The organism is Streptomyces sp. NPDC020958 (genome assembly GCF_055562175.1).
In genome coordinates this window covers 305,133-332,106 of sequence record NZ_JBVHFU010000001.1, presented here as the reverse complement: position 1 = coordinate 332,106, position 26,974 = coordinate 305,133, and the positions used below count along the sequence as shown (strand labels likewise).

The window sequence follows — 26,974 nt, the reverse complement described above, 5'->3', positions numbered from 1 at the left end:
TGAGGTCACTTCAGCGCCGGTGGCGCCGCCTCGGGTGACGTACCCCACTCCGACGGGCGCGGGCCGACCGTGAACGCCAGCGACCGCAGGGAGCGCAGCGAACCGTTCGTCAGGTAGGTGCGGCCGTAGTCCGATCCGTCCCTGCGGGCCCGCTGGATGTAGCGGTCGGTGGCGGAGGTGCCGGGCGCGGTCACCGTGAAGCCGCCGCTCGGCCACCAGCGGCGGTCGAGGTGGACGTCGACGCGGTCGAAGACGGGCGTGGACAGGCCCCAGGTGCCGTACCCCGGCTGGACCGGGAAGAGCCCGACGGAGGACAGCACGTTCCATGCGGACATGGTGCCCAGGTCGTCGTTGCCGGTCATCCCGCTCGGCCCGTCCGTGAACAGGGTGAGGGCCGCGTGCACCACGTCGGTGGTCCGCCAGGGTCGGCCGGTGGAGAGGTAGGTGTAGGGGGCGATGAGGTCGGGCTCGTTCATCGGGTTGTAGACGGCCGCGTTGTAGTAGGTGTACGCGTCGCCGTGCACCCAGACCTCGCGGGCGGTCCTGACCGGATCGGCGAGCAGCCTGTCGTAGGCGAAGAAGGAGTCGAGCCGCCGGTTGGTGGCGTCCTCGCCGCCGATCAGGGAGATCACGCCGGGCAGGTCCTGCGGGACGAGCCACTGGTACTGCCAGGCGGTGCCCTCGTGGAAGCCGATGCCGCGGGCCGGGTCGGGGTCGCCGGTGAAGAGGCCCTGGCCGTCGCGGGCGCGGAAGAAGCCGGTGGAGGGGTCGAAGACGTTGCGGTAGTTCTGCGCCCGGGTGGCGTAGCGGGCCGCGTCCGCGGTGTGGCCGAGGTCCCGGGCCATCTGGCCGAGCATCGCGTCGGAGAGGGCGTACTCCAGGGTGACGGAGGCACCGTGGTCGTAGTCGGAGTCGCCGACCTTGGCGTGCGGGCGGCCCTTGAGGTAGGGGGCGAAGCCGTTCGCCAGGTACTCGGCGTTGGCCTCGCGGCCGATGCCGGGACTGGCCGCGGGCGGCACGCCGTCGGCGTTCCTCTTCAGCGCCCGGTAGGCGCGCTCCTCGTACCCCTTGAGCAGGCCCGTCTGGTAGGCCGTGGTCAGGAAGGGGGTGACCGGGTCGCCGGTCATGATGTTCGTCTCGACCGTGCCGTAGCCCCAGCGGGGCAGCCAGCCGCCCTCCTCGTCGATCTTCAGCACCGACAGGGCCATGTCACGGGCCTCACGCGGCGCGAGCAGGGCGAGCAGCTGGGCCTGGGTGCGGTAGGTGTCCCAGAGCGACCAGTTCTGGTAGTAGGTGAAACCCCTGGCGCGGTGGACGCGGCGGTCCCAGCCGGTGTAGCGGCCGTCCGCGTCCTCGCCGACGTTCGGCGCGAGGAAGCTGCGGTACAGGGACGAGTAGAACGTGCGGCGGAGGGTGGGACCGCCACCGCCGACCCGGATGCCGGCGAGCCGCCGCTCCCAGGCGTCGCGGGCCTGCCGTCGCACCGTGTCGAACGAACGTCCGCCTTCCGCGCGGAGATTGGCCTCGGCACCGCGCGCGTCGACGTACGACAGGGCGGTGGTCGCCTCGACGGTACGGTCCCCGGTGGTGTCGAATCGCACGTAGGCCCCGTCGGTTCCGGTCCGGGAGCCGGGGGTGACCGCCGTGCCGTGCCAGGTGCCGTAGGCGGTGAAGGGGCGGCTGAAGCGGGTGACCGTGTAGACGGTGTAGGGGGCGGTGTCCCGGCAGAAGCCGTGCCCGGTGATCCTGGTGCGGACCGTGTGGTCGTCGAGGATCTCGACCTCGCTGCTCACCGGCCTGTGCAGCGCCTGCGCCGCGTTGAGCAGGACGTTCGCCCTGTCAGTGGCCGGGAAGGTGTAGCGCTGCACGCCGGTGCGGGCGGTCGCCGTCAGCTCGGCCCGGACCCCGGAGTCGAGACCGACGCGGTAGTAGCCGGGGCTCGCCTGCTCGTCGGCGTGGCTGAACCCGGCGGCGTACCGGGCGTAGTCCGTCTGTGTGACGTCCCCGGTGGTCGGCAGCACGGGCAGGTCGCCGCCGATGGCACAGCCCACGCCCGAGAGGTGGACCAGGGAGAAGCCGCGGATCCGGTGCTGGGAGTAGTCGTAGCCGGTGCTGTGCCCGGTGTCCGGGGAGAGCTGCACCATGCCGAAGGGCACGGCCGCGCCGGGGAAGGTGTTGCCCTCGTCCTGGCTGCCGATGAAGGGGTTCACCAGGTCGGTGAGGTGGCCGTCGGCCGGATCTGCCGCCCCTGCGGCGGGGGTGGTGAACAGCGCGGACGCTGTCAGCACCCCGGCGACGCACAGCCGTGTGCGCCGGGTCCCTCTCATGTCGATGACCTCCGAAGTTCGACATCGCTGTCTGCATCGTGAGGGGGAAAGACCGCAAAGCCCGGCAAATAGGGGTTTTCACATCCGGCGCGTCGCATACGAGTTGGGCCCGGCGCGAACGGCGCCGGGCCCGCTGCGGTTGCGTGACTAGGAGACCAGCTGCCCCTTCCCGAGGGCGATGACCCCGCCCTTGGAGACGGTGTACAGCTCGGCGTCCCGCTCCGGGTTGACGCCTATCGTGGCGCCGGGCGGGACCTCCACGTTCTTGTCGAGGACCGCGCCGCGCACCACCGCGCCCCGGCCCACGACCACGTTGTCGTGCAGTATCGACCCCTGGACCACCGCACCCGGATCGACGCGCACGCCCGGTGACAGCACGGACCGGGTCACCTGGCCGCGGATCAGGCAGCCCGCGCTGATGATCGACTCGCTCGCCATCCCGCCGGCGTTGAAACGGGCCGGCGAGAGCTGGTTGGAGTGGGTGTAGATGGGCCAGTTGCGGTTGAAGAGATTGAAGGCCGGGCGCTCCGCGATCAGGTCCATGTGCGCGTCGTAGTACGCGTCGAGGGTGCCGACGTCGCGCCAGTAGCCGCGGTCCCGACTGGTCTCGCCGGGGATGTGGTTGGTGCCGAAGTCGTAGAGCTGGGCCTCACCGCGGGCGGTGAGCTGGGGCAGGATCGAACCGCCCATGTCGTGCACCGAGTCGTCGTCCTCGGCGTCCCGGTGCAGCGACTCGATCAGGGCCTTGGTGGTGAAGATGTAGTTGCCCATGGAGGCGAACACGGTGTCCGGGGCGTCCGGCAGGCCGGGCGGGTCGGCGGGCTTCTCCAGGAAGGTCTCTATCGTCCGGCCGTCCGAACCGGGCGTGATCACCCCGAACGCCGAGGACTCGCCGCGCGGGACCCGGATGCCCGCGACCGTGACCCCGGCGCCGCCCTCGATGTGCTGCTGGAGCATCTGCCGGGGGTCCATCCGGTAGACGTGGTCCGCGCCGAACACCGCCACGTACTCGGGCTGTTCGTCGTTGACGAGGTTGAGGGACTGCAGGAGCGCGTCGGCGCTGCCCAGGTACCAGCGCGGGCCGAGCCGCTGCTGGGCCGGGACCGGGGTGACGTAGTTGCCGAGCAGGCTGGACATCCGCCAGGTGGTGGTGATGTGCCGGTCCAGCGAGTGCGACTTGTACTGGGTCAGCACGCAGATGCGCAGCACGTCCGCGTTGACCAGGTTGGACAGGACGAAGTCGACCAGGCGGTAGGTCCCGCCGAAGGTGACAGCTGGTTTGGCCCGGTCCGCGGTCAGCGGCATCAGGCGTTTGCCCTCTCCGCCGGCCAGTACGATCCCGAGTACCGAAGGCCCACCACGACGCATGGCCGCTCCCCTCACCCTGGTGCTCCATGCCTGCCCTGGGAGCACATCCGCTAAGCCTGCACCGTGATCACGTCGAACAGGCGGCCTGTTCGTTACGGCTGTTCGAGGAACTCTGCTCACGCCCGCGCCGATCACACCTGCTTCAGGATCTCCTCGTACAGCTGGACCGTGCGTCTGGCCACCGCGTCCCAGCCGAACTCGCCCACCGCGCGCTGCCGTCCGGCCGCACCCATCCGCCGGGCCGTCTCCCGGTCGCCCACCACCGTGTCCAGGGCCCGTGCGAGACCCGCCTCGAAGTCGTCGTCGAGATCGACCAGCAGGCCGGTCTCGCCGTCCTCGACCACCTCGGGGATGCCGCCGACCCGGGACGCCACCACGGGTGTGCCGCAGGCCATCGCCTCCAGGTTGACGATGCCGAGCGGTTCGTACACCGAGGGGCAGGCGAACACGGCCGCGTGGGTGAGCAGTTGGATGACGTCCGTGCGCGGCAGCATCTGGGGGATCCAGTGCACGCCCTCGCGGACCCGGCCGAGCTCCTCGAAGAGCTCGCGGAACTCCCGGTCGATCTCCGGCGTGTCGGGCGCCCCGGCGCACAGCACGACCTGCGCCGCGGGGTCGATGTCCCGTACGGCGCGCAGCAGATGCGGCACGCCCTTCTGGCGCGTGATCCGGCCGACGAACAGCACGTAGGGGCGGCTCGGGTCGATGCCGTTGCGGGTGAGCACGTCGGTGCCGTGGTCCGGCCGGTACAGGGCGGTGTCGATGCCGTTGTGCACGACGTGGACCCTCGCCGGGTCGAGGGCCGGGTAGCAGCCGAGGATGTCCTCACGCATGGCCCCGGAGACGGCGATCACGGCGTCGGCGGCCTCGATCGCGCTGCGCTCCGCCCAGCTGGACAGCGCGTACCCGCCGCCGAGTTGCTCGGCCTTCCAGGGGCGCAGCGGCTCCAGGGAGTGCGCGGTCACCACGTGCGGGACGCCGTGGAGCATCTTGGCCACGTGACCGGCGAGGTTGGCGTACCAGGTGTGGGAGTGGACGAGTTCGCGGCCTTCGAGTCCCGCGGCCATGGCGAGGTCCACGGAGAAGGTGCGCAGCGCGTCGTTGGCGGTGTCCAGGGCGGACCAGGGGCGGTGCCGGACCACGCCGTCGCCGCGGCCCTCGCCCCAGCAGTGCACCTCGAGGTCGACCAGGGGCCGCAGCTCCCGGGCGAGGAACTCCACGTGAACACCAGCACCGCCGTACACGTCCGGGGGGTACTCCCGGGTCAGCAGTCCGACTCGCACCCGCAACCCCTCGCTCTTGACGCCCGGTTGGTCCATGGTCACCCAGAAGCGGCGCGCGGGGAAGGGCGCGGCGGTTGTGTGAAACAACAGTCACCGCAGATCCCGCCGCCCGGTACCCGGTAGTAGAGGCAGCAGCTGCGGCGGCGGAAGGACAGTCCGGAGCGGGTGCCGGTGGGGCGCAGCCGGGGGTGCGCGAACAGGGCCGCGGTGAGGGCGCGGGCGCGGTGCGCGAGGTCCGGGTCGCCGTCGGCGCGGGCCCGACGGTCCAGTTCGCGGGCGGCGCCGGCCAGCGCCGAGCCCGCGTTGCCCCACAACAGGCCGGCGGCGACGCCGTAGCGGGCGCGCAGGGCCGCGGCCAGGGGTTCCAGATGGCCGTGGACGACGGCGTCCACCAGGGTGGCCGGTTCGGCGCCGCCGGGCAGCGCGCGTACCTCGGTGAGCCAGAGGTCGTCCGGGGCGGTGGCGCCGGTGTCCCAGCGGAGCAGGCGGGGGTGCAGGTCGGGCAGACGGCCGTACCGGGCGGCACAGCCGAGGGCCACGGACCAGAGCCGGGCGGCCAGCGCCTGGTGGGCGATGGAGGCGGCGACCCTGGGCTCGGGGGCCCGCAGCCGCTCCCCGACCGTGCCGACGCGGTGGGTGAGGGAATCGCGGCTGCCGTCCGGTCCGGCTTTCTCGCAGGCCCCGTCGTAGGCCCTCGCGAGGGTCGGCAGCGCGTCGGTCCGTGCCGCCGCGGTGCCCCCGGCCGCCGCGGGCACCGTCCGCAGGACGAAGAAGCCGCCGAGCGGACGGAGCGCGGCGAGATCGGGGTCCAGGTCCACGGACAGCAGTAGTACCAGGAGTGTTGGGCCCCCGGCCGTCCGGGCCTCCACCCGGCGTCACCCACCCTGGGGATGATCGGGGTCCTTTCCTACTCCATCGGCAGTACGACGCAATCGGTGCTCAGGTACGACGACGGGAAGCAGCCGGGCGGGCAGAGTGTTCTTCATGGAAGCAGACCGATCACCGCGTGGGGCCGACCGGCCGCGCATGACGCAGAGGAGCCGTGCATGAGCGCCCTCGCGTTGTCCGTGTTGCTCTCCTTCGTCTCCGCCGTCGCCTACGCGGGCGGAGCGATCGTGCAGGAGCGGGTCGCGGCCTCCTCCCCCGACGAGCAGTACGCGCCGCTGCGCCGCCCGAGCTGGTGGGGCGCGATGGCGCTCAACGGCCTCGGCGGTCTGCTGCACGTCGTGGCTCTGGCGTACGGCCCGCTGAGCCTGGTCCAGCCGCTGGGCGCGCTCACCATCGTGTTCGCGCTGCCCATGGCGGCGCTGTTCGTGGGCCGGGAGGCCGGGGCGACCGCCTGGCGCGGGGCGATCATGGCCACCGTGGGCCTGGCCGGTCTGCTCTCCCTGGTCGGTTCCTCCGACGCGCACGCCCTCGACTCCGCGGGGCGGATCGGGGTCGCGCTGGTCACCGGCGGGGCGGTGGTCGCGCTGATGATCGCGGGGCGGGCCGCGCACCGTCATCCGGCGGTGCGCAGTGTGCTGCTCGCCACCGCGTCCGGCATAGCCTTCGGCATGTCCTCGGTGTTCACCAAGGTGGTGGCGATCGACTGGGACGGCGGGATCGCCCCGGCCGACGCGGTCTGGCTGGCGGTGATCGGCGCCTACGCCGTGGCGGGCGTCATGATCTCCCAGGCCTCCTACCGGGGCGGCGGCCTCGCCGCGCCGCTGGCCACGCTGACCGTGGTCAACCCCGTGCTCGCCGCGGCGGTCGGCATCACCATGTTCGGCGAGGCGTTCCGCTACGGCGCGACCGGCACGCTGCTGGCGCTGGGCTGCGGTGTGGTCGCGGCGGGTGGCCTGATCCTGCTGACGACCGAACGCATCGAGAGCACCTCGCACCCGGCCCCCGCGCCACCACTGCCGGACACCGCACCCACGACGCCGCCCGAGCCCCTGGTCGAGGCACTGGTGGAACTGGCGGAGACGGGGCCGGCCGACGCCGTGGAGGCGGAGACAGGCCCGGTGATGGTCGGCCCGGAGGGGGCCGGGCTGGTGGCTGCCGGTCCGAGCGGGACGGGACCGGCGGGGGTGCTCGGTCCGGCCGAGGGCGATGCGGTGGGGGTGCGGACCGTGGACGCCGGTCTCGTGCCGGAGGAGGGCGGTCCGGCGGAGACCGGTGCGGGCGCGGGGCGGCCGGTGTCCGGCGGGTTCGTCGGCGGCGAGGCGGGGTCACCCGCGCTCACGATGCCGCAGCAGCGCACGGCGTCCGCGGCGGACGTGACCGACGTCCTGCTGCCCGCCGCCGACTACGTGCACGACGCCCTGCTGGACCGGCACCGTACGCGCGTCACATCCGTCAGATCCTGACGCCACCGGCCCGGAGATAGGAGACCGGGTCGATGTCCGAGCCGAATCCGGGCCCCGTCCGCACCTCGAAGTGCAGATGCGGGCCCGTGGTGTTCCCGGTGGAGCCCGAGCGCCCTATCCGCTGGCCCGTGGCGACACTCTGTCCGGCCCGCACGGAAATGGCCGAGAGATGGCCGTACTGCGAGTAGCGGCCGTCGGCGTGCCGGATCACCACCTGGTAGCCGTACGAGCCGCCCCAGCCCGCCGTGACGACCTCCCCGGCCTCGACCGCCCGGACCGAGGTGCCGGTGGGGGCGAGGAAGTCGACGCCGGTGTGGTAGCCCTTCGACCAGTGCGAGCCGACCGCGTGGTACGGCGTGCCGATCGGGGCGTCGACCGGGGCCACGAGGGAGTGCCCGGTGTGCGTGGGGGCCTTCCTCGCCTCGGCCTTCGTCCGGCTCTTCGCCGCCGGCTTCGCCTTGGTCTTCCGCTTCGCCTCGGTCCCGCCGGCCGGCTGCTCCGCCTTCGCGGCCCGGCCGGTCAGGCTCAGCCGCTGGCCCGGCAGGATCAGGTCGGGGTCCGCCCCGACCGTCGCGCGGTTGGCGGCGTACAGCCGGTGCCAGCCACCGGCCACGTCGTGTTCGTCGGCGATCCCGGAGAGCGTGTCGCCGCGCACCACGGTGTACATCTCGGCCCTGCCTGCCCGGGACTGCGGCGTGGTCCCCGGCTGCACGTCCCGCACCGAGCTCTTGACGGGGCGGGTGCGGGCGCTGTCGGTGTGCGTGCTCCCGGCGTTCACGGTCGCGGCATGCGTGCCCCCGGTGTGCACGTCGGGTGCGCCGCCGCCGCGGGTGAGACCGCCCCGTACCGAGCAGACCGGCCAGGCGCCCGGCCCCTGGCCGTCGAGGACCTTCTCCGCGACGGCCATCTGCTGGTCCCTGGTCCCGAGGTCGGCCCGCGGCGCGTACCGGGTGCCCCCGTACGCCTCCCAGGTGGACTGGGTGAACTGGAGCCCGCCGTAATAGCCGTTGCCGGTGTTGATGTGCCAGTCGCCGCTGGACTCGCAGGCGGCGACCTTCTCCCAGGTGGTCACCGAGGCCGCCGTGGCGGTCCCGGCGGCGGCGAGCGGGATCGCGAGTCCGGCGCCGCCCGCCGTGACGGTGAGCGAGGCCCGGTTGATCCTGTTCGGCTGGTACCGGCGGTGCCGGCCGCGTTCGGCCATGTCTGGAGCCCCCTCGCCACGCGCATCAGGAAGGGCCAAAAGTAAGCGCCCCGAACAGGCCATGACAAGGCTGCAATCAGCCGCCTCTCGCCCCGCAGGACACGGCCGCCCCTTCGTGAAGCGACCGACGGACAGACCGACTTGACGCCCCGTCGGCCGCCCGGTCTCCCGCGACGGCCCCGGTACGGCGTTTCACGTGGTTACTGAGGCGTCGGCCCCGTGCCGTCCGTATGTGCGTGTGCGGCCGGTCGGACGGCGAGTCAGGATGGCCTTTGGGCAATACTGGCGGGCACGGGGGCGGCAGCACCTTTTGCACGTTCTACAAGATCGACTCGATCTTTGAGGAGCAGGCGGTATGAGCACTTCGGCGCAGATCGGCGTCACGGGTCTCGCGGTCATGGGCCGCAACCTCGCCCGGAACTTCGCGCGCAACGGCTACACCGTGGCGTTGCACAACCGCACGGTGTCGAAGACACGCGAGCTGGTGGAGAACTTCGGGGACGAGGGCGACTTCATCGCGGCCGAGACGGCGAAGGAGTTCGTCCAGGCGCTGGAACGCCCGCGCCGGCTGGTCATCATGGTCAAGGCGGGCGGCCCCACGGACGCGGTGATCGAGGAGTTCGCCCCGCTCCTGGAGCCCGGCGACATGATCATCGACGGCGGCAACGCGCACTTCGCCGACACCCGGCGGCGCGAGAAGGCGCTGCGGGAGCAGGGCATCCACTTCGTCGGCATGGGGGTCTCCGGCGGCGAGGAGGGCGCGCTGCACGGACCGAGCATCATGCCGGGCGGCCCGAAGGAGTCGTACGACTCGCTGGGCCCGATGCTGGAGAAGATCTCGGCGAAGGCGGCGGACGGCGCGCCCTGCGTCACGCACTGCGGCCCCGACGGGGCCGGGCACTTCGTGAAGATGGTGCACAACGGCATCGAGTACGCCGACATGCAGCTGATCGGCGAGGCGTACCAGCTGCTGCGCGATGTCGCCGGGTACTCCCCCGAGCAGATCGCGGAGATCTTCCGCACCTGGAACACCGGCCGGCTCGACTCGTACCTGATCGAGATCACGGCCGAGGTGCTGGCCCACGTGGACGCGGCGACCGGGAAGCCGTTCGTGGACGTGGTGGTGGACCAGGCCGAGCAGAAGGGCACCGGGCGGTGGACCGTCCAGATCGCCCTCGACCTGGGCGTGCCGGTGTCGGGCATCGCCGAGGCGGTGTTCGCGCGTTCCCTGTCCGGCCATGCCGACCTGCGCGCCGCCTCCCGCGAGCTGGCCGGCCCGAAGCCGACCCCGCTGTCCGAGGCCGAGGCGGCGGCGTTCGCCGACCGGGTGGAGCAGGCGCTGTACGCGTCGAAGATCGTGTCGTACACGCAGGGCTTCCACGAGATCCAGGCGGGCAGCGACGAGTACGACTGGAACATCGACCTCGGGGCGGTCTCCGCGATCTGGCGGGGCGGCTGCATCATCCGGGCGGCGTTCCTGGACCGGATCCGCGCGGCCTACGACGCCCGCGCCGACCTGCCCAGCCTGCTGTCCGACGAGACGTTCGCCCGGGAGATCGCCGACGCGCAGGACGACTGGCGTGAGGTGATCATCGCGGCGACCCGGCAGGGGGTCGCGGTGCCCGGCTTCTCGGCGGCGCTGGCGTACTACGACGCGCTGCGGGCGGAGCGGCTGCCCGCGGCGCTCACCCAGGGCCAGCGGGACTTCTTCGGCGCGCACACGTACCGCAGGGTGGACCGGGAGGGGTCGTTCCACACGCTGTGGGGCGGGGACCGCAGCGAGGTCGGCGCGTAGGGCCGACGGCTGCCGGGGCGCCGGTGAGCCGCGGTTTCGCGGCTCACCGGCGCCCCTCGCGTTTCTGGGGCCTGCGTGGTCCGGGGCCCGTCAGGTGAGGGGCGGGCCCGGTTCCGGGCAGGGGGTCGGCTCCGGGCCGGGTGGGACCGGGGACGGGGCGGGACCTGGCGGCGGCGGTGCCGGGGCGGGGTCCGGGCCCGGCGGGGTGGGGCCGGGGCCAGGCGGCGACGGCGTGGGGGCCGGCTCCGGGCCCGGAGGCGGTTGCGGGTCGGGGACCGGACTGGGATAGGGGTCCGGAGGCTGGGGGCCCGGCCCGGGCGGGGGGCCCGGCGGTACGGGGTCGGGCTGCGGGATCGTCATGGCGTCCTCCGCCAGTGGCTCGATGTCACCTCTGGTGTACTGCCCACGCGTACCCGGCACGGCCTCGCGCACTCACCCCGGTGGGGCGGTCACCCTCGCGGCACGCACCGCCCGCGCCGCCGCCTCGGGGGCTTCAGAAGCGGCCGGGGTGGGCCACCAGCCACTCCTTCGCCGCGCGCAGCAGCTCGGGGTCGGGCGTGGGGGCGACGTCCGGGTGGCGTTCGGCCCACCTGACGACGTACGGGCAGAGCGGGGCCACCGGGGTCTTCTCGCGCTCGGAGACGGCGTACAGCTCGCGGGCGAGGGAGCCCGCGATGCCCTTGCCCTCGTGTTCCGGTTCCACGATGGTGTGCACGGGGACGAGGGCCCGGGAGGGCGACTCCAGCACGAAGTACTCGATGCGGCCGACGACCTCGCCGTCGGCGACCGCCTCCAGACGTCCGGCCCCCCGGTCGTCGCGGATCTCGATGTCGCTCATGTCGCCCTCCTGGTCCGCCGGTCAGACCGCTACGGCCTGCGGGCTGCGCTCCTGGTCCGAGCCCGGTACCGGCTCGGACGGGTCGGCGCCGAGCGCCACGATCCGGTTGTCGCGGTCGACGTGCACGACCCGCGGCCGAAACGTGCGCGCCTCGGCGTCGGTGACCTGAGCGTAGCTGATGATGATCACCAGGTCACCGGGGTGGACGAGGTGGGCGGCGGCACCGTTGATCCCGACGACCCCCGAGCCCCGCTCGCCCTCGATGACGTAGGTCTCCAGGCGGGCCCCGTTGGTGATGTCCACGATGTGGACCAGCTCACCGGGAAGCAGGTCGGCGGCGTCGAGCAGGTCGGCGTCGATGGTCACCGATCCCACGTAGTGCAGGTCGGCCTGGGTGACGGTGGCGCGGTGGATCTTCGACTTGAACAGAGTTCGCAGCACGTTGGACTCCTGGAAGACGGCTCCCTGCCTGCTTTGTGCAGGTCAAGGGCGATCTTCACTGTACACGGGCACGCATCGGACTCGAAGACACCGAGGAACATCGACTGCACTCGGCTCGGGCTACGTGCCCGGGGCAGCAAGCGTGTGCCTCCGAACCTTGATCCTTGCTGGGTTGGCCGCCACGTAGGCGGGGGCGGTCGGGATCGCGTACAGGCCGCCGTTGGAGGCGACGTTGACGATCGCGCCGCCGCCGCGGCTGCGCAGGGCGGGCAGCTCGTACTTCATGCAGAGGAAGGTCCCGCCCAGGTTGACGTGGGTCACACGCTCGAACTCCTCCAGGGGCATCTGGTCGAGCTGCCGGTGGTGCGAGTCCAGGCCGGCGTTGTTTCCGGCGAAGTCGAGGCCGCCGTACGTCTCGACCGTGCGTTCGATGGCCGTCCGCACCGCGTCCTCGTCGGCGATGTCGACGCTGAGTGCCAGTGCCTCTCCGCCGTCCTTCCTGATCATTTCGGTGGTCTCGACGGCTGTTGCCTCGTTGATGTCGGTGACGGTGGCGCCCTGCCGGGCCAGCTCGATCGCCGTCGCGCGGCCGATTCCGCTTCCAGCACCCGTCACGAGTCCGATCTTTCCCGAGAAGTTGCTCACGATGACCTTCCGATGCAGTTACTCGCACCAGGCGATGCCCGATTCGCCAGGTGACCTTGTTCGGGGTACCGCGACGGCCGGTGCCCGTCGGCCTCGGCGTGCGGGAAGAGGGGCAGCCCCCGGTCACGCGTCGGTGCCGGGCACGGCTGTCTGCACAACCGCGATCGCGGTTGCCGGTGGTGGTTCGCTCCCGCCCTGCGGACAACGGGAGCCGCCGCGTCGACCGATGACTAACTCAGGGGTACGACGATTCCGTTACCGTGTCGGCCCGTCTCGGCCTCGTCCAGCAACAGGGAGGCCAGCGAGGCCCGGGAGATCCGGGGCGGCAGCAGCGGACGCCGCAGGTCCGCCAGCGGCACGATGTGGCGGGTAGGGCTGAGGGGGCCGTCGGTGACGTCCGGGGCGTGGAACACCGTGGCGCCGGCATCCAGGGCGATCCGGTCGGCCTCGACCTTCTCGGCCAGCTCCGAGCCGACGAACATCCGCATCACCCCCGCATAGATCAGCCCACCCGATCGACTCGACACGCCCGAGCCCAGTGCGCCGAGCCATACCGTCGCGCGCACGTCCGCCGCCGCGAGCACCCTGGCCCCGGCGACCAGTGCGCCCGGGCCGTCGCCCTTACCGACACCGATGGCGGAGACGACGACGTCGACGTCGGTCAGGTCGGGGAAGCTCTGCGGGTCGGTGACATCCGCCTTCCGGACCTCGACCCGCCCCGACGCAGGCACGGTGACCTTGGCCGGCGCCCGGACCAGGGCCACGACCTCGTGTCCCCGTGCCAGCGCTGTGTCGACGAGCGCACTGCCGGTCCGCCCTGACGCTCCGAGTACGGCTATGCGCATGATCACTCACCTTTAACTGAACAACTGTTGGTTATATGAGTAAACAACCGTTGGTTAGTGATGTCAAGGCGTGAGCTGCCTGTACGGTGAACATCTGTTGCTCAACTGTTCGCACCGGTCAGAAAAGGGCGAAGATGTCGTCTCAGGAGCGCTCCGCTCCCCGTCGCCGCAATCCACGGGGGCAGGGGCAGGTTCTCAAGGCCCAGCTCGTGGACGCCGCGGCGAGGCTGCTGGCCACCCTTGATCAGCCGGAGACGCTGACGCTGCGGCAGGTAGCGCGTGAGGTCGGGGTGGCACCTGCCAGCATCTACAGCCACTTCCCCGACCTGAGCGCATTGATCCAGCACGTGCTGCGGCTGCGCTACGAGGAACTGGCCCGTCTGATGGACCAGGCCGCGCAGTCAGCCCCGGATCCACTGGCCGACCTCGTCGCCCGGTGCGCGGCCTACGTGCGCTGGGGAGTCGACCAGCCCGGCCATTACCGCACTCTCTTCGGCGGACGGATGCCGGACGACCTTGTCCCCGGATCAGCGCACGGCGCCGGGGCCGAACCGCTCGAGGCCGTCGTGGCCTCCCTGGCAGCCGCCGCCGAGGGAGAGCGCAGGCAGCCCTCGGCGGAGCAGCAGTGGCAGGCCGGCCTCATGCTCTGGACCGCGCTGCACGGTCTGGTCAGCCTCTACAACGACCACGGGAACATTCCCTGGCCGCCCCTGGACGACCTGATCGCCGACCTGCTCAGCCTGCACACAGCCCGCCCGGCAGACGAGATCACGGCCCTCCTGCCCCAGCGCGGGGATGATCCGGGCCTGGCCCCGGACTCCGTCTGACAGCCGATCACGCGCCGTTCGGCGAGCATCCCACGGCTGTCGAGCGGCCGCCCGCCACGCCGTCTCCTCCGGACCGAACCCCCTGCCCGACCCGGGCGGCCTTGCCGATGAGGCGCTGCGGTCAGATGCGCAGCACACGCCTGGCGTTCAGATGGGCGATCTTCTCCTTCACCTGAAGGGAAGGTCAGCCTTCTCGATCGAGGCCACCGCGTAGGCCGTCACCTCGCACGGGTAGTCGACCGCGAACATGACCGCGTCGACCCCCATGGTCAGCACGGCGGCTTGTACGGCCTCTCGCCGTCCCTGCGTGGACGAGGACTTCAACCTCATCGCCGAGATGGTCGGCGAGGAACACCTCGACGCCGTGCTCTGGGGACAACGCCGCCGCTTTCCACCGGCTCTCCGCCAGTCCCGAGGAGGCCGACTCCGCGGCGGACAGCTGACGCAGTCCGGCTTCCAGACCGGCCGCACCACCCGAGGAGAGCGCCGGGGTCATCGGCCGGTCGGGCCGAGGACCGCTGTCACGAGCCGACGCGCGTACGCGGCGTCGAGTCCGTCCGGGCGGAAGAGGATGCGGTACATCAGCGGGGCGACGACGCCGTCGACGACCGTCTCGACGTCCGGCGTCTTCTCCCCGCGTTCTGTCGCACGGGTGAGGATGACGTCGATCTGTTCGGCGGCGTAGGCCGAGCACTGGCCGGCGTTGCTGCCGTCCGGGTCGCCGAGCAGGGCGTCACGGATGTAGGCGCGGCCGGCGGGGGAGGACATCTCGTCGAGGAACTGCTCGGCCCAGGCCGTCAGGTCGGCCGGCAGGGCACCGTGGTCCCCGGGCGCGGTCTCGGGCCGCAGACGCTCGACGGCCACGTCCGACAACAGCTCCTGCAGATCCCCCCAGCGGCGGTAGATCGTCGACGGCGTCACGCCCGCGCGCTGGGCGATCATCGGTACCGTCAGGGCGTCGCGGCCCACCTCCGAGGCGAGTTCGCGCACGGCGGCGTGCACCGATGCCTGGACCCGGGCGCTGCGCCCACCGGGGCGTACCATCTGCCTGCTCACGGCACCCACCTTAAAGCGAAATCATTGCGTCTACTGTAGTGACCCGACGGGCCACCGTTCGACGGCCTCTCTCGCTGCGCGTCGTGTGGTTCAGCGCCGCCTCGGTGCACGCCCGCACAAAAGACGTCGTCCAGGCGCCGGGCTGGTCGTCCTTCCGCGCTGGGGGATGCGCGGTGCAGTCTGTCCGCTCCATCGGCCTCGGTGCCGTCACCGCTCGGGCACTTTCGGGGAACGCCCGCGGATCCCGTCCTTCGTTCACGCCGCGTGTGCGAGTTCGTGGGCGGGCTGGGTCTGCTCGTAGGCGTGGCCGACCCGTAGGAGCACGCTCTCCTGGAGCGGTCGCCCGAGCAGCTGCATGCCGATCGGCAGCCCCGCCGTGTCGTGGCCGACCGGCACGGACAGGGACGGTACTCCGGTGATGTTGGCGGGGGACGACAGGCGTACGTAGGCGTCGGAGACGCCCTCGACGGTGCCGTCGGCCCAGGTGATCGTCTCCTGGCCGGCCCTGACCGCGGTCGCCGGGACGGTAGGGGCGGCGATCACGTCGACCTCCGTGAGCATGCGGGCCCATTCCTGCCGCATGAGGGTGCGGGCGCGCTGGGCGCGCAGGTAGTCTCCGGCGGGCATCAGTTCGCCGGCCTCGAGGAGGACGCGGACGTCGTCCTGGTAGAGCTCGGGGACCGTGCGCAGGGTCGCCTCGTGGTAGGCGGTGGCCTCGGGCACCATCAGACCCCACTGCGTGGCCTGGATGTAGCGCGTCATGGGGATCTCCACCTCGACGAGGCGTGCGCCGAGCGCCTGAAGCTGGTCGATGGCACGCCGGACGGCGGCTTCGACCTCGGGGGCGACCTGATCGAAATAGTAGGTGCGCGGCACGCCGACCCGCAGCCCCGTCAGGTCCGTGCCCGCATCCGGCCGGTAGTCCGTGGCGGGTGTGGTCAGGGAGGCGGGATCGCGGGGGTCGTGTCCGGCCAGGACGGCCAGGACCAGGGCCGCGTCCTCGACCGTGCGGGCGATCGGGCCGACGTGGTCCAGTGACCAGGACAGGGACGTGACACCGTGGCGGGAGACGAGCCCGTAGGTCGGCTTGAGGCCGACGACCCCGTTGAGCGCGGCGGGCACCCTGATGGATCCGCCGGTGTCGGTGCCCAGGGCGAAGGTGGCCATGCCCGCGGCGACGGCAACGGCTGACCCGCCGCTGGATCCGCCGGCAACCCGGCCTGTGTCCCAGGCGTTGTGGGTCTGTGGGGTGGTCAGGCCGTAGGCGAACTCGTGCGTGTGCGTCTTGCCCAGCAGGACCGCACCGGCCTCCGCCAGGCGCGCGGCGACCGTGCTGTCGGTCTGCGCACTGTGGCCGCCGCGGACCCGGGAGCCGGCCGTTGTCGCCGCGCCCGCGACGTCGATCAGATCTTTGACGCCCATGGGGATGCCGTGCAGCGGACCGAGGTAGCGGCCGGCCGCGATGTCGTGTTCGGCTGCACGCGCGGCAGTGCGGGTGCGCTCGGCGGTGACGGTGACGTAGGCCCGAAGGCGCGGCTCCGCCTGTGCGATGCGCTCAAGGACCGAGTCCGCCAGCTCGACGGGGGACAGCTGCCGTGCCCGGATCGCGTCGGCGGCCGCGGTCAGGGACAGCTCATGCGGCTGCATCGTGCTTCTCCTGTTCCGCGCGGTAGGCGGGGGCGGGCGGGGTGTCCCCGAAGTCCAGCTCCCGCAGGACCGCGACGACGGAGTGGATGTGGTGGGCGGTGGCCGCGACCGCGGCGTGGCGGTCGGCAGGCAGCGGGAGCCCGGCGCGGGCGGCCCAGCGGGCCGCTTCCGGCGGGGTGAGCTCTACGGCGGACACGGATCTCTCTCTTTCGACCACAAAAGCTAAGTATTTGCGTTAGTCCACTGTAGGGCCTACGCTTTCTTAAAGCAAACCCATTGCTTTAGTGCTTGAGGAGTCACATGCCCACCGCCACACCCCGAGCACCCGCGCCACGCCGCCCCTCTCAAGCCGCCCGCCCCCGCACGGCCAACCGCGCGGCGTCCTTCGTACTGAACACCTCGGTCCTGGCCGCACTCCTCGCGGCATCCAGTGCACCCACCCCGCTCTACCCCCATTACCAGGACGCCTGGCACCTGTCCGCGCTCGCCATCACCGTGGTGTTCAGCGCCTACGCTCTGGCCCTGCTGCTGGCCCTGCTCACCACCGGAGCACTCTCCGACCACCTGGGACGACGCCCCGTCCTGGTGGGCGCCCTGGCGGTCGAGGCCGCCTCCATGATGCTGCTGGCCTCGGCGGACGGCGCCGGTGCGCTGACCGCCGCCCGCGTCCTGCAGGGGGCGGCCACCGGCGCGGCCGTCGGCGCCGCGGGCGCGGCCCTCCTCGACCTGGAAAATCCCCGGCGTCCGGGCCGGTCCGCCCTGGCCAACAGCATCGCCCCGGTGGCGGGCATGGCCGCCGGTGTCCTGGCCTCCACCCTTTTCGTCCGTTTCGTGCCCGCCCCCACGGTCACCGTGTACGTCGTGCTCGCGGTCCTCTTCGCCGCCCAGGCGGTCGCGGTCATGTTCACGACGGAGACGGCCCGCCCGCACCCTGGCGCCCTGAGCTCGCTGCGCCCTCAGCCAGCCGTGCCCCCGTCGGCGCGTCGCGCTCTGCTGGCGGCCGGTACCGGTGTCGTCGCCGTCTGGGCCCTGGGCGGCTTCTACTCCTCCCTCGGGCCGGCGCTCGTGCGCCTGATGGCCCCCGGTGCCCCGCAGGCGGCCGGCGGCATGGTCTTCTTCACGCTGACCGCCGCGGCCACGCCCACCGTGTGGATTCTGCGGCGTACGCCGCCGTACGCCGCCGCCACCGGCGGGAGCCTGGCGGTCGTACCCGCCGCGGCCCTGACGCTGAGCGGTCTGCACGGCGCCGGCCTGCCCGCCGTCTATGGCGGCGCGGCTCTGGCCGGGATCGCCTTCGGCGCCGTCTCCCAAGGGGCGCTGCGCATGACGCTCGCCTCCCTCGACGCGCAGGACCGTGCCGCGACCCTGGCCGCCTACTACGTTCTCAGCTACCTCTCCATGAGCCTGCCCGCCATCGCCGCGGGCGCCGCCACCCAGCACTACGGGCTGCGCACCGCCGCCCATGCCTATGCCGTCGCCGCCGCCCTGCTCGCCGTCGCGGCCCTGGCCGCACTCACCGTGCCAAGGGGCAGGACAGTCCACCACGCGCACAACGACCTTCCGTGACGAGACCCAGAGGACAGAACGATCATGAACACCGCCCACCCCGACCACCCGGCCACCGAGCTGACCTCCGCCCCCTCCTGGGCCGTGGGCGACGTCACCGTCCACCGCATCGACGAGGTCCTCCTGCCGCCCGCCACCGGACCGTGGCTGCTGCCCGACGCCACCCCGGACCTCGTCGCCGCGCAGGACTGGCTGCGTCCCCACTTCGCCGACGACGAGGGCACCCTCCGCATCGACAGTCACAGCTTCGCGTTCACCCTCGGCGGCCTGCGCATCCTGGTCGACACCGGCATCGGCAACGGCAAGGAGCGGGCCAACCCCGCCTGGCATGGCCTGGACACCGACTACCTGCAGCGCCTGGCCGCCGCCGGATTCCCCCCGGACTCGGTCGACCTGGTGATCCTCACCCACCTGCACGCCGACCACGTCGGCTGGAACACGCAGGAGGTGGACGGTGATTGGGTGCCCACCTTCCCCCACGCCCGTTACCTGGCCTCCCGCACCGAGCGGGAGTTCTGGGCCGGGTACGACATGGACGAGGCACGCGAGCAGATGTTCCGCGACTCCGTGATCCCCGTGGAGGAGGCGGGACTGCTCGACCTCGTCGACGTGCCCGCCGAGGGCCTCGCCGTGGCCCCCGGCCTGCGCCTGCTCCCCACCCCCGGTCACACCCCCGGCCACGTCGCCGTCGAGCTGACCAGCCACGGCCGGACGGCTCTGATCACCGGCGACTGCATCCACCACCCCGTCCAGCTCGCCCACCCGGCCATCGGCGCCTGCGTCGACATCGACCCTGAGCAGTCCGAGACCTCGCGCCTACAGCTGATCGCCTCGCTCGCCGACACGGACACCCTCGTCCTGGGCACCCACTTCGCACCGCCCACCGCCGGCCGCGTCGTTTCCCATGAGGGCGGCTACCGACTCTCCCCCGTCCCCGCCAGCCCGCACTGACCCGGCGACGGCCGCCAACGAATGACACGGCACCGGCGAGCCTCGGCACGGAGCACCGCTTTGCCCGCGACGAACTCGACCCGGCCGACCACCGGCGCGTCCTCCTCGTCCACAGAGTGCGCAGCCCAGAGGGTCAGATCACAGACCTTTCTCCGGTGACCATCACTGCCTCGACGCGGAGAAGGGCGGCGTTGCGGACGACGCCCTGCGGCGGGGCGGTCGTGCCGCCGTCGGTGGTCACGTACAGCGTGCGGCCTTCATCGGCGCCCGGCACCAGGCCGCGAAGGCTGTTGGTGAAGTCGAACGCCGCGCGCATCTCCGTCGGCATCACCCGTATGCGCGCTGCGCCTGCGTGAACCCCACGCCCCGGTTGCGGAGTGGATCAGTCAGGACGTCTGGAGCAGCCGGAGTTCGCGCGGTGTGCTCGGTCATCACTGCCCTCCCTGGGTCGCGTGCAGATACCGCCCCGCGGGCCTGGACCGGGGAACGCCACCCAGGTCCGTCACTACCGTACGCGAGGCACCTGCGCGGACACGGGCCGCACCCGCGACATCGACGAGTTCTGCACGGTGACCGGCAAGCCGCGACCTCGCGGAGGCCTTGCCCTGGGGCGGGTCACATCACGGCGTCGGTCTGCAGTGGGCCCGCGGTGACACGGAGCGTCCGGATGCGCACCGGCTCTTCCCTGTCGAGGTAGAAGATGTGCATGAAGGGGGCGCGCACCACCCGCTCCGGTTCGCTCTTCTTGGCCATGACCGCCTCACCGCGCAGCAGACGGACGCCGTCGCCCGCGGTCCAGAACTCCAGGACCTCATGCCTGATGACCAGCGGCGCGTCGATCTTGACGAAGAACTCCTTGATGGCCTCGACGCCGTGGATGTGCGCGGCACCGAAGTACATGTCGGTGTTGTCGGTCAGTGGCGCGAAGCCCTCGCCGAACTCCAGGGCGTCGATGGCGTCCATGAACTTCAGGACCCAGCCGGGGACGGCTGTCGCTTGTGCGGTGTGAGCCATGGTGCGGACTTCCTGATCGGACTGCGGCGCACGACCCTTGCCAACCGCGCCTTCCCCACCCCCGGCGATCTGAACGCCGCCGTCCCGCGGTGACGTCAAAAGGGCACACCCCACAATGGCAATCGGCCGGGTTCGGGCCCGAAGACGCCGAGGAACGCCGGTACCGCCCGGCCGGGGGCGGTACCGGGACCGCCCCCGGCTCCGCGACGGGTCAGCGCAGGTGGGCCGCGTCGAGCAGGACCGTCACGGTGGGAGCGACCAGCCCGGTGGGCGTGTCCGCCTTGATTCCCGCGCGGGCGCTGACGCCGTCGAAGACCAGGGTGAGCTGCCTGGCCAGCAGATCGGGGTCGGTCGCGCCACCCCGTTCGGCCTCGGCGCGGAAGAAGGCGGTCAGGCTCTCCTTGACCCGGTGGGCCACCCGGCTCGCCGGGTGGTTCTGGTCCTTGAGCTCGATCTGCACGGCGAGGTAACGGCAGCCCTGGAAGTCCGGCGCACCCGCCTGCGCCTCCAGCCGGTCGAAGACGTGCATGATCCGCTCGCGGGGTGGACGGCTGTCGTCCGGCGGCGGCAGGAGCGTCGCGGCGTAGGCGGCGGCGCGTTCCTCCAGGCTCGCCGCCAGCAGTTCGTCCTTGCTCTCGAACAACTGGTACATGGAGCGCTTCGACACCCCCGCCGCCTTGCACAGCGCGTCGACGCCGATGCCGACACCGTCTCGGTAAGTGAGGGTGGCTGCCGCCTCCAGCAGCCGCTGCCGGGAGCTTGCCTTCGCGTCGGTGGTCATGGCGCGAGGGTAACGCGATTCCGGCCCCGTGGAAACCGAACGGTTTACGACCTTGCGCCGCAGCCTCCCCGCAGCCGGGACCACGGGTCAGATTTACTGACGATTGGTTGAACAGTCCAGGCTGATAAACCTAGTGTTAGTAGATATGGAGACGGATGAGACCTCCCGGCTGGCCTCCGAGCTGCGGCTCGCGGTCGGGCGGGTGACGCGGCGGCTGCGGCAGGCCCATGCCGTCGGGGACATCTCGCTCTCCGGGGTGTCCGTGCTCGCGCGCCTCGCCGCCGGCGGACCTGACTCCCCCACCGCGCTCGCCGAGATGGAGCGGGTCCGGCCGCAGGCCATGGCAAGCACCCTCGCCCAGCTCGAACAGCGCGGCCTGGTGGGCCGCACCCCCGACGCCGCGGACGGGCGGCGGAGCATCGTGGCCGTCACCGAGGACGGGCGGGCCGTGCTCGCCGAGCGGCGCTCGGAGTCGGTGCAGCGCCTCGCGACGGTGATCGACGAGCTCTCGGCCGCGGAACGGGCGGCCCTCGCGGCGGCCCTGCCCGTGCTCGGACGGCTGACGGAACGGCTGTGAGCGCACGGACGCCCGCCGGGGGGCGGCCCGGCTCGCTGCGCCCGGTCCGCCACAAGGAGACCCCGCCGGGGCCCGGCTACAAGTGGGTCGCGCTGTCGAACACCACGCTGGGCGTCCTGATCGCCACGATGGACGCCTCGATCGTGATCATCTCGCTGCCGGCGATCTTCCGCGGGATCGGCCTCGACCCGCTCGCGCCGGGCAACATCGGCTATCTGCTCTGGATGATCCTGGGGTACCTGCTGGTCTCCGCCGTGCTGGTCGTCGTGCTCGGCCGGCTCGGCGACATGTTCGGGCGGGTGAAGATCTACAACCTCGGCTTCCTGGTCTTCGCGTGCGCCTCGGTCGCGCTGTCGCTCGACCCGTTCCGGGCGGGGGCCGGCGCCCTGTGGCTCATCCTGTGGCGGATCGTGCAGGCGTTCGGCGGGTCCATGCTCACCGCCAACTCGGCCGCCATCCTCACCGACGCGTTCCCGGCCCGGCAGCGCGGCATGGCCCTCGGCATCAACCAGATCACCGCGCTGGCCGGGCAGTTCCTCGGTCTGCTTGCCGGCGGGCTGCTGGCCGTCGTCGACTGGCGTGCCGTGTTCTGGGTGAGCGTCCCGGTCAGCATCACGGGGACCGTCTGGTCGTACCTGAGCCTGCGGGAGACCTCGACGGGCCGCCCCGGCCGGATCGACTGGCTGGGCAACCTCACCTTCGCGGCGGGCGCCGGCATCCTGCTGGCCGGCATCACCTACGGCATCCAGCCCTACGGCGACAGCGCCACCGGCTGGCGCAACCCCTGGGTGCTCGGCGGCCTGATCGGCGGTGTCCTGCTGCTGCTGGCGTTCTGCGTCATCGAGACCCGGGTCGCCGAGCCCATGTTCGACCTGGCCCTGTTCCGGGTGCGGGCGTTCGCCGCGGGCAACCTCGCGGCCCTGCTGACCGCGATCGCACGCGGCGGCCTCCAGTTCATGCTGATCATCTGGCTGCAGGGCATCTGGCTGCCCCTGCACGGCTACGACTTCGCGGACACCCCGCTGTGGGCCGGCGTCTTCATGCTGCCGCTCACCCTCGGCTTCCTCGTCGCGGGCCCGGTCTCCGGCTACCTGTCGGACCGGTTCGGGGCCCGGCTGTTCTCCACCGCGGGACTGCTGGTCGTCGCCCTGTCCTTCCTGGGGCTGCTGGCGCTGCCCGTCGACTTCCCCTACGGGCTGTTCGCGGCGCTGCTGCTGCTCAACGGGCTCGGCCAGGGCATGTTCTCGGCGCCCAACACGTCCTCGATCATGGGCAGTGTGCCCGCCGAGTACCGGGGCGTCGCCTCGGGGATGCGCTCCACCTTCCAGAACTCCGGTACGGCGCTGTCCATCGGGGTGTTCTTCTCGCTGATGGTGTCCGGGCTGGCCGCCTCGCTGCCGGACACGCTGCACAGCGGGCTCACGGCGCACGGCGTGCCGGCCGCCTCCGCCGCGCACGCGGCGTCGCTGCCGCCGGTGAGCACGCTGTTCGCGACGTTCCTCGGCGACAACCCGATCCAGCACCTGCTGGCGTCCGAGGGCGTCCTGGACCACGTGACGGCGGCCCAGCGGGCGACCCTGACCGGGCACACCTTCTTCCCGCGTCTTGTGTCCGGCCCCTTCCACCACGGCCTGGGCATCGTCTTCGGCGTGGCCGCGGGCATGGCCCTGGTCTCCGCCGTGGCGTCGGCACTGCGCGGCGGCCACCGGGCCGGCGGTGGCCGAGCGGCCCCCGCCGCGCGGGTCACCGTGCGTTCAAAGCGGTGAGGACCCGGTCCGGGGTCAGCGGCAGGGTGCGGATGCGGCTGCCGATGGCGTGGTGGACGGCGTTGCCGATGGCGGCGGGGGTGCCGACGATGCCGATCTCGCCGATGCCCTTGCTGCCCATGGGGTTGAGGTGGGGGTCGTCCTCGTCGATCCAGTGCGCCTCGATGTCGGGGACGTCGGCGTGCGTGGGGACGTGGTAGGAGGCGAGGTCGGCCTCCGCGAAGTCGCCGTGGGCCGGGTCCAGCGTGCTGCCCTCGGTCAGGGCCATGCCCAGGCCCATCGTCATGGCGCCGACGAACTGGGAGCGCGCGGTGCGGGGGTTGAGGATGTGGCCGGCCGCGTAGACGCCGAGGAGGCGGCGGACCCGGACCTCGCCGGTGACGGTGTCCACGGCGACCTCGGCGAAGTGGGCGCCGAACGCGTGGCGGGCGTAGGAGCTGTCGGCGTCGGCACGTCCGCCGGTGTCCGCGCGGACGCCGAGCCCGCGCTCGGGCAGCGGGCCGGTGTGGTCCGCGAGCCGGTTCAGCAGCCGGGCGCAGGCCTCGTGCACGGCCCAGCCCCAGGACGCGGTCCCGGACGAGCCGCCGGCCACCGGCGCCTGGGGCAGATCGCTGTCGCCTATCTCGGTACGGACCCGGTCGAGGGGTGCGCCGAGGGCGTCGGCGGCTATCTGGGCGAGGACGGTCCGGGCGCCGGTCCCGATGTCGGAGGCGTTCACCCGGACGACGAAGGTGCCGTCCGGCCTGGCCTCGGCGGTGGCCGTGCACGGGGAGACCATGACCGGGTAGGTGGCGGCGGCAACCCCGGTGCCGATCAGCAGCGGGCCCTCGGCGCGCCGCACGTGGTGGTGCCAGTCGAAGCGGCGGGCGCCCTCGCGCAGGCACTCCACGAGGTGCCTGCTGCTGAAGGGCTGCCCGCCGGCGGGTTCGCGGTCGGGTTCGTTGCGTATCCGCAGCTCGATCGGGTCCATGCCCAGTTCGTCGGCGAGTTCGTCGATCGCCGATTCCAGGGCGTACATCCCGGTCGCCTCACCCGGGGCGCGCATCCAGGACGGGCTGGGTACGTCCAGCGGGACGACGTGGTGGGCGATGGCCAGGTTCGGCGTGGCGTACATGACGCCCGAGGTGGTGCCCGCCAGCTCGACGAACGACCTGACCGGTGAGGTGTGGGTGGTCACGTCGTGCAGGAGGGCCGTCAGTCTCCCGTCCGAGGTGGCGCCCAGCCGCAGCCGGTTGAGGGTCGGGGCGCGGTGGCCGACCGTCGTGGGCATGCCGCGGCGCGGCCACGCCACGGTGACGGGGCGGCCGGTGTGGCGGGCGGCCATGGCGGCGAGGACCACGTCCGGTCGCGCGGAGCCCTTGGAGCCGAAGCCGCCGCCGACGTGCTCGGCGCGTACGGTGACCCGGTCGACGGGCAGCGCGAACAGCCCGGCCAGCACGCTGCGGACGTCGCTGGTGCCCTGGCTGGAGGTGTACACGGTCAGCCGGCCGCGGTCCCAGTGGGCGGTGCTGGCGTGGGGTTCCATCGGGTGGTTGTGCAGGGGCTCGGTGCGGTAGGTGACGTCCACCCGGACGGCGGACCGGCCGAAGGCGGACTCCGGCTCGCCGTGCCGGTGGCGGGCGGGCTGGCCGCCGTTGGCCTCGTCGGGTTCACGGGTGGCGGGATGCCCGGGGACGAGCACCACGTCGTGGTCGGCGGTCTCGTAGCCGACCTGGACGGCGTCGGCGCCGGCCCGGGCCGCCTCGGGGGTCTCGGCGACGACCAGGGCGACGCACCAGCCGCGGTGCGGTACGTCGGGACCCTGGAGCAGGGCGAGGGTGGCGTCGTCGGGTTCGACCAGGCGCGGGGCGTTCTCGTGGGTGAGGACGGTGAGCACGCCGGGGACGGCGCGGGCGGGGCCGGTGTCGACGGCGGTGATCCGGCCGCGGATCACGGAGGCGGGGACGGCCCGGGCGTGCACGCGGCCGGACAGGGGGTGCTCGGCGGCGTAGCGGGCGGCGCCTTTGACCTTGGCGAGCCCTTCCCGGCGCTCGGCCGGGTCGCCGAGTGCGGTGCGGGCCATGGCTACCTCCGGGGTGGGAGCGGGGCGGGCGCCGGGGTGAGCCGGGCCAGCACGTCGAGGGCGAGGTTGCGGGCGAGGGGCAGTTTGTAGGCGTTGTCCGGCAGCGGGCGGGCGGCGGCGAGTTCCAGGTCGACGGCGCTCGCGAACACCGCCGGGGTGGCCGCCTCGCCCAGCAGGGCCGCCTCCGCGACCCGGGCCCGCCAGGGGCGGTGGGCGAGCCCGCCGAAGGCCAGGCCCACCTGTTCGACCTGCCCGTCGGTGACCCGGAGCACGACGGCGACGGAGGCGAGCGCGAAGGCGTACGACGCCCGGTCGCGGGCCTTGCGGTAGGCCGAGGGCACGCCGGCCGCGGCGGCGGGCAGCAGCACCCCGGTGATCAGCTCGCCGGGACGGATCTCGGTGTCGCGCTCGGGGTGTTCCTCGGGCAGCCGGTGGAAGTCGGTCGCCTCGACGGTGCGGGCGCCTTCGGGGCCGTACAGCTCGACGCGGGCGCCCAGGGCGGCGAGGGCGACGGCCATGTCGGAGGGGTGGGTGGCGATGCAGTGCCGGGAGGTGCCGAGGACGGCGTGGTCGCGGTGGACGCCTTCCAGGGCGCCGCAGCCGCTGCCCGGTTCGCGTTTGTTGCAGGGCTTGCCGAGGTCCTGGAAGTAGGAGCAGCGGGTGCGCTGGAGGAGGTTGCCGCCGGTCGTGGCGACGTTGCGCAGCTGGCCCGAGGCGCCGGCGAGCAGTGCCTGGGACAGCACCGGGTAACGGTCGCGGACCAGGGGGTGGGCGGCGAGGTCGCTGTTGCGGACGGTGGCGCCGACCCGGAGTGTCCCGTCGGGCAGTTCCGTCACCCCGTCCAGGGGGAGGCGGCTGACGTCGATCAGGGCGGCGGGCCGTTCGACGCCGAGTTTCATCAGGTCGACGAGGTTGGTGCCGCCGGCCAGGTAGTGGGCGCCGGGGCGGTCGGTGAAGGCCTCGACGGCCTCCTCGGGGGTGCGGGCGCGGACGTAGTCGAAGGACCTCACGGGATCACGTCCCGCACCGCGTCGACGATCCGGGGGTAGGCGCCGCACCGGCACAGGTTGCCGCTGAGCCGCTCGCGGATCTCGGTCCGGTCCAGGGGTACCGGCCGGCCGGCCGGCGCCGCCGGGTCGGTGACGTGCGAGGGGTGCCCGGCGGCGGCCTCGGCGAGCACGCCCAGGGCGGAGCAGAGCTGGCCGGGGGTGCAGTAGCCGCACTGGAAGGCGTCGCGGTCGAGGAAGGCCCGTTGCAGCGGGTGCGGGGCCTCGCCGTCGGCGGACAGGCCTTCGACGGTGGTGATCTCGCTGCCGTCGAGGGACACGGCGAGCAGCAGGCAGCTGTTCACCCGGCGTCCGTCGGCCAGCACGGTGCAGGCGCCGCACTGGCCGTGGTCGCAGCCCTTCTTGGCGCCGGTGAGGTCCAGGTCCTCGCGGAGCACGTCCAGCAGGACGCGCCGGTGGTCGAGGAGCAGGGTGTGGGGTTTGCCGTTGACCCGCAGGGTGGTCTCGGAGCGCTGGATGTCGCTGTCCATGGCGTGCCTGTCTTCCCGACGGGGTGTGCCGCCGCCTGGTCCAGGTATCCAGGTCACGCCGCCCCACACGTACCACCACCCGAAGAGTCGGACGGC

Annotated in this window: 25 protein-coding genes and 1 pseudogene; 7 read left to right on the top strand and 19 right to left on the bottom strand. The window is 72.5% G+C overall.

Annotated elements, in window-relative coordinates; genetic code table 11:
- Positions 1–5 precede the first annotated feature (5 nt).
- The 4 genes from ACZ3KP_RS01535 to ACZ3KP_RS01520 form a co-directional block, all read right to left on the bottom strand.
- Positions 6–2,327, bottom strand: a complete 2,322-nt coding sequence (locus ACZ3KP_RS01535; protein WP_467495454.1) for a GH92 family glycosyl hydrolase — start codon at positions 2,325–2,327, stop codon at positions 6–8.
- A 147-nt stretch (positions 2,328–2,474) separates the two neighbouring features.
- Complete coding sequence (gene glgC / locus ACZ3KP_RS01530) at positions 2,475–3,695, bottom strand: glucose-1-phosphate adenylyltransferase (RefSeq protein WP_467495452.1); 1,221 nt, start codon at positions 3,693–3,695, stop codon at positions 2,475–2,477.
- Between the two features lie 131 nt (positions 3,696–3,826).
- Positions 3,827–4,978 carry a glycogen synthase gene (gene glgA / locus ACZ3KP_RS01525; protein WP_360567170.1) on the bottom strand — a complete coding sequence of 384 codons (1,152 nt, stop codon included), beginning with the start codon at positions 4,976–4,978 and terminating at the stop codon, positions 3,827–3,829.
- Between the two features lie 38 nt (positions 4,979–5,016).
- A complete protein-coding gene (locus ACZ3KP_RS01520; RefSeq protein ID WP_467495450.1) occupies positions 5,017–5,796 on the bottom strand; it encodes an IucA/IucC family C-terminal-domain containing protein in 780 nt (259 codons plus the stop codon).
- Between the two features lie 228 nt (positions 5,797–6,024).
- On the opposite strand from ACZ3KP_RS01520, the gene ACZ3KP_RS01515 reads away from it, so the two are divergent.
- Positions 6,025–7,329, top strand: coding sequence for a DMT family transporter (locus ACZ3KP_RS01515; RefSeq protein ID WP_467495448.1), 1,305 nt, complete (start codon positions 6,025–6,027; stop codon positions 7,327–7,329).
- On the opposite strand, the gene ACZ3KP_RS01510 is transcribed toward ACZ3KP_RS01515, so the two are convergent.
- Positions 7,319–8,530, bottom strand: a complete 1,212-nt coding sequence (locus tag ACZ3KP_RS01510) for a transglycosylase family protein (protein WP_467495446.1) — start codon at positions 8,528–8,530, stop codon at positions 7,319–7,321. The two genes, ACZ3KP_RS01515 and ACZ3KP_RS01510, sit on opposite strands and share 11 nt — an antisense overlap.
- 355 nt (positions 8,531–8,885) lie before the next feature.
- Between ACZ3KP_RS01510 and gndA the strand changes: the two genes are divergently transcribed.
- The gene (gene gndA, locus ACZ3KP_RS01505; RefSeq protein WP_467495444.1) at positions 8,886–10,325 is read left to right on the top strand and encodes an NADP-dependent phosphogluconate dehydrogenase; all 1,440 of its coding nucleotides are present in this window, start codon (positions 8,886–8,888) and stop codon (positions 10,323–10,325) included.
- A 493-nt stretch (positions 10,326–10,818) separates the two neighbouring features.
- Here gndA and ACZ3KP_RS01500 read toward each other — a convergent pair whose 3' ends face one another.
- The 4 genes and pseudogenes from ACZ3KP_RS01500 to ACZ3KP_RS01485 all read right to left on the bottom strand — a co-directional run bounded on the left by ACZ3KP_RS01500 (position 10,819) and on the right by ACZ3KP_RS01485 (position 13,094).
- Complete coding sequence (locus ACZ3KP_RS01500) at positions 10,819–11,163, bottom strand: GNAT family N-acetyltransferase (protein ID WP_358982947.1); 345 nt, start codon at positions 11,161–11,163, stop codon at positions 10,819–10,821.
- 21 nt (positions 11,164–11,184) lie between these two features.
- Positions 11,185–11,604 (bottom strand): aspartate 1-decarboxylase, encoded by a 420-nt coding sequence (panD, locus tag ACZ3KP_RS01495; RefSeq protein ID WP_358982945.1) that lies wholly within the window; start codon positions 11,602–11,604, stop codon positions 11,185–11,187.
- Between the two features lie 174 nt (positions 11,605–11,778).
- Positions 11,779–12,249, bottom strand: a pseudogene (locus tag ACZ3KP_RS01490) (SDR family NAD(P)-dependent oxidoreductase); the annotation flags it as partial.
- A gap of 230 nt (positions 12,250–12,479) precedes the next feature.
- On the bottom strand, positions 12,480–13,094 hold the full coding sequence (locus tag ACZ3KP_RS01485; protein WP_467495441.1) for an NAD(P)-dependent oxidoreductase: 615 nt from the start codon (positions 13,092–13,094) through the stop codon (positions 12,480–12,482).
- A gap of 134 nt (positions 13,095–13,228) precedes the next feature.
- On the opposite strand from ACZ3KP_RS01485, the gene ACZ3KP_RS01480 reads away from it, so the two are divergent.
- Positions 13,229–13,921 (top strand): TetR/AcrR family transcriptional regulator, encoded by a 693-nt coding sequence (locus tag ACZ3KP_RS01480; protein ID WP_467495439.1) that lies wholly within the window; start codon positions 13,229–13,231, stop codon positions 13,919–13,921.
- A 168-nt stretch (positions 13,922–14,089) separates the two neighbouring features.
- On the opposite strand, the gene ACZ3KP_RS01475 is transcribed toward ACZ3KP_RS01480, so the two are convergent.
- The 4 genes from ACZ3KP_RS01475 to ACZ3KP_RS01460 all read right to left on the bottom strand — a co-directional run bounded on the left by ACZ3KP_RS01475 (position 14,090) and on the right by ACZ3KP_RS01460 (position 16,820).
- Positions 14,090–14,251, bottom strand: a complete 162-nt coding sequence (locus ACZ3KP_RS01475) for a hypothetical protein (protein WP_467495437.1) — start codon at positions 14,249–14,251, stop codon at positions 14,090–14,092.
- Positions 14,252–14,413: 162 nt separating this feature from the next.
- A complete protein-coding gene (locus ACZ3KP_RS01470) occupies positions 14,414–14,965 on the bottom strand; it encodes a TetR/AcrR family transcriptional regulator (protein WP_467496742.1) in 552 nt (183 codons plus the stop codon).
- Between the two features lie 267 nt (positions 14,966–15,232).
- A complete protein-coding gene (locus ACZ3KP_RS01465) occupies positions 15,233–16,624 on the bottom strand; it encodes an amidase (protein WP_467495435.1) in 1,392 nt (463 codons plus the stop codon).
- Positions 16,611–16,820: a hypothetical protein gene (locus ACZ3KP_RS01460; protein ID WP_467495433.1), complete on the bottom strand. Its 210-nt coding sequence runs from the start codon at positions 16,818–16,820 to the stop codon at positions 16,611–16,613. Before ACZ3KP_RS01460 ends, ACZ3KP_RS01465 begins: the two co-directional genes overlap by 14 nt.
- Before the next feature lie 104 nt (positions 16,821–16,924).
- On the opposite strand from ACZ3KP_RS01460, the gene ACZ3KP_RS01455 reads away from it, so the two are divergent.
- Both ACZ3KP_RS01455 and ACZ3KP_RS01450 read left to right on the top strand, forming a co-directional pair.
- A complete protein-coding gene (locus ACZ3KP_RS01455) occupies positions 16,925–18,190 on the top strand; it encodes an MFS transporter (protein ID WP_467495431.1) in 1,266 nt (421 codons plus the stop codon).
- 24 nt (positions 18,191–18,214) lie between these two features.
- Positions 18,215–19,141 carry an MBL fold metallo-hydrolase gene (locus ACZ3KP_RS01450; protein WP_467495429.1) on the top strand — a complete coding sequence of 309 codons (927 nt, stop codon included), beginning with the start codon at positions 18,215–18,217 and terminating at the stop codon, positions 19,139–19,141.
- Between the two features lie 133 nt (positions 19,142–19,274).
- Here the strand turns inward: ACZ3KP_RS01450 and ACZ3KP_RS01445 are convergent, their stop codons facing one another.
- The 3 genes from ACZ3KP_RS01445 to ACZ3KP_RS01435 form a co-directional block, all read right to left on the bottom strand.
- The gene (locus ACZ3KP_RS01445) at positions 19,275–19,457 is read right to left on the bottom strand and encodes a hypothetical protein (protein WP_467495427.1); all 183 of its coding nucleotides are present in this window, start codon (positions 19,455–19,457) and stop codon (positions 19,275–19,277) included.
- A 299-nt stretch (positions 19,458–19,756) separates the two neighbouring features.
- Positions 19,757–20,155: a nuclear transport factor 2 family protein gene (locus ACZ3KP_RS01440; RefSeq protein ID WP_467495425.1), complete on the bottom strand. Its 399-nt coding sequence runs from the start codon at positions 20,153–20,155 to the stop codon at positions 19,757–19,759.
- Between the two features lie 211 nt (positions 20,156–20,366).
- Positions 20,367–20,936: a TetR/AcrR family transcriptional regulator gene (locus ACZ3KP_RS01435; protein WP_467495423.1), complete on the bottom strand. Its 570-nt coding sequence runs from the start codon at positions 20,934–20,936 to the stop codon at positions 20,367–20,369.
- Positions 20,937–21,081: 145 nt separating this feature from the next.
- Here ACZ3KP_RS01435 and ACZ3KP_RS01430 point away from each other — a divergent pair, with 145 nt between their 5' ends.
- Both ACZ3KP_RS01430 and ACZ3KP_RS01425 read left to right on the top strand, forming a co-directional pair.
- The gene (locus ACZ3KP_RS01430) at positions 21,082–21,513 is read left to right on the top strand and encodes a MarR family winged helix-turn-helix transcriptional regulator (RefSeq protein ID WP_467495421.1); all 432 of its coding nucleotides are present in this window, start codon (positions 21,082–21,084) and stop codon (positions 21,511–21,513) included.
- Positions 21,510–23,279, top strand: coding sequence for an MFS transporter (locus ACZ3KP_RS01425; protein WP_467495419.1), 1,770 nt, complete (start codon positions 21,510–21,512; stop codon positions 23,277–23,279). The genes ACZ3KP_RS01430 and ACZ3KP_RS01425 overlap by 4 nt, the downstream gene beginning before the upstream one ends.
- On the opposite strand, the gene ACZ3KP_RS01420 is transcribed toward ACZ3KP_RS01425, so the two are convergent.
- Genes ACZ3KP_RS01420 through ACZ3KP_RS01410 form a run of 3 tightly spaced genes read right to left on the bottom strand, consistent with a single transcriptional unit; the run spans position 23,257 to position 26,878 of the window.
- Positions 23,257–25,341 (bottom strand): xanthine dehydrogenase family protein molybdopterin-binding subunit, encoded by a 2,085-nt coding sequence (locus ACZ3KP_RS01420; RefSeq protein ID WP_467495417.1) that lies wholly within the window; start codon positions 25,339–25,341, stop codon positions 23,257–23,259. The genes ACZ3KP_RS01425 and ACZ3KP_RS01420 overlap by 23 nt on opposite strands.
- Positions 25,342–25,343: 2 nt before the next feature.
- The gene (locus ACZ3KP_RS01415) at positions 25,344–26,351 is read right to left on the bottom strand and encodes an FAD binding domain-containing protein (RefSeq protein WP_467495415.1); all 1,008 of its coding nucleotides are present in this window, start codon (positions 26,349–26,351) and stop codon (positions 25,344–25,346) included.
- Positions 26,348–26,878 (bottom strand): (2Fe-2S)-binding protein, encoded by a 531-nt coding sequence (locus ACZ3KP_RS01410; RefSeq protein WP_467495413.1) that lies wholly within the window; start codon positions 26,876–26,878, stop codon positions 26,348–26,350. Before ACZ3KP_RS01410 ends, ACZ3KP_RS01415 begins: the two co-directional genes overlap by 4 nt.
- Positions 26,879–26,974: the final 96 nt, after the last annotated feature.

What these genes read in the sequence shown, in the direction of transcription:
- ACZ3KP_RS01535 (WP_467495454.1), bottom strand. Translation starts at nt 2,327, where the DNA reads ATGAGAGGGACCCGGCGCACACGGCTGTGCGTCGCCGGGGTGCTGACA.
- glgC (WP_467495452.1), bottom strand. Translation starts at nt 3,695, where the DNA reads ATGCGTCGTGGTGGGCCTTCGGTACTCGGGATCGTACTGGCCGGCGGA.
- ACZ3KP_RS01515 (WP_467495448.1), top strand. Translation starts at nt 6,025, where the DNA reads ATGAGCGCCCTCGCGTTGTCCGTGTTGCTCTCCTTCGTCTCCGCCGTC.
- ACZ3KP_RS01510 (WP_467495446.1), bottom strand. Translation starts at nt 8,530, where the DNA reads ATGGCCGAACGCGGCCGGCACCGCCGGTACCAGCCGAACAGGATCAAC.
- gndA (WP_467495444.1), top strand. Translation starts at nt 8,886, where the DNA reads ATGAGCACTTCGGCGCAGATCGGCGTCACGGGTCTCGCGGTCATGGGC.
- ACZ3KP_RS01500 (WP_358982947.1), bottom strand. Translation starts at nt 11,163, where the DNA reads ATGAGCGACATCGAGATCCGCGACGACCGGGGGGCCGGACGTCTGGAG.
- ACZ3KP_RS01485 (WP_467495441.1), bottom strand. Translation starts at nt 13,094, where the DNA reads ATGCGCATAGCCGTACTCGGAGCGTCAGGGCGGACCGGCAGTGCGCTC.
- ACZ3KP_RS01480 (WP_467495439.1), top strand. Translation starts at nt 13,229, where the DNA reads ATGTCGTCTCAGGAGCGCTCCGCTCCCCGTCGCCGCAATCCACGGGGG.
- ACZ3KP_RS01475 (WP_467495437.1), bottom strand. Translation starts at nt 14,251, where the DNA reads ATGAGGTTGAAGTCCTCGTCCACGCAGGGACGGCGAGAGGCCGTACAA.
- ACZ3KP_RS01470 (WP_467496742.1), bottom strand. Translation starts at nt 14,965, where the DNA reads ATGGTACGCCCCGGTGGGCGCAGCGCCCGGGTCCAGGCATCGGTGCAC.
- ACZ3KP_RS01465 (WP_467495435.1), bottom strand. Translation starts at nt 16,624, where the DNA reads ATGCAGCCGCATGAGCTGTCCCTGACCGCGGCCGCCGACGCGATCCGG.
- ACZ3KP_RS01455 (WP_467495431.1), top strand. Translation starts at nt 16,925, where the DNA reads ATGCCCACCGCCACACCCCGAGCACCCGCGCCACGCCGCCCCTCTCAA.
- ACZ3KP_RS01450 (WP_467495429.1), top strand. Translation starts at nt 18,215, where the DNA reads ATGAACACCGCCCACCCCGACCACCCGGCCACCGAGCTGACCTCCGCC.
- ACZ3KP_RS01445 (WP_467495427.1), bottom strand. Translation starts at nt 19,457, where the DNA reads ATGCGCGCGGCGTTCGACTTCACCAACAGCCTTCGCGGCCTGGTGCCG.
- ACZ3KP_RS01440 (WP_467495425.1), bottom strand. Translation starts at nt 20,155, where the DNA reads ATGGCTCACACCGCACAAGCGACAGCCGTCCCCGGCTGGGTCCTGAAG.
- ACZ3KP_RS01435 (WP_467495423.1), bottom strand. Translation starts at nt 20,936, where the DNA reads ATGACCACCGACGCGAAGGCAAGCTCCCGGCAGCGGCTGCTGGAGGCG.
- ACZ3KP_RS01430 (WP_467495421.1), top strand. Translation starts at nt 21,082, where the DNA reads ATGGAGACGGATGAGACCTCCCGGCTGGCCTCCGAGCTGCGGCTCGCG.
- ACZ3KP_RS01420 (WP_467495417.1), bottom strand. Translation starts at nt 25,341, where the DNA reads ATGGCCCGCACCGCACTCGGCGACCCGGCCGAGCGCCGGGAAGGGCTC.
- ACZ3KP_RS01410 (WP_467495413.1), bottom strand. Translation starts at nt 26,878, where the DNA reads ATGGACAGCGACATCCAGCGCTCCGAGACCACCCTGCGGGTCAACGGC.